At 71.5% G+C, this 235-nt stretch carries 1 protein-coding gene; it reads right to left on the minus strand.

Translation table 11 applies throughout. The annotated features are described in order from the left end of the window. Positions 1 to 235 (minus strand): dihydrofolate reductase family protein (locus tag M2D63_RS26130; RefSeq protein ID WP_285865925.1); only part of this gene is annotated, 235 nt, incomplete at both ends.

Raw genomic sequence — 235 nt, forward strand, 5'->3', positions numbered from 1 at the left:
CTTGGCGGCGACAAAGATCTGGTATTCGTCGATCAGCCCGCTGTGGGCAAAGGCACCGACCAGGCCGGCCCCGGCTTCGAGCAGCACGTCGCTGGCGCCACGGGCCGCCAGCTCGCGCAACAGGGCGTGCAGGTCGACCCGACCGCCCTCGCCCGGCAGGCTCATCAGTTCGTGGCCGGCCTCGGCGTAGCGACTGTCGACGGCAGCGGCCGTTACTACCAGGGCAGGCCCGGCC

It is taken from the genome of Pseudomonas sp. BJa5 (genome assembly GCF_030272875.2).
Taxonomy (GTDB): Bacteria; Pseudomonadota; Gammaproteobacteria; order Pseudomonadales; family Pseudomonadaceae; genus Aquipseudomonas.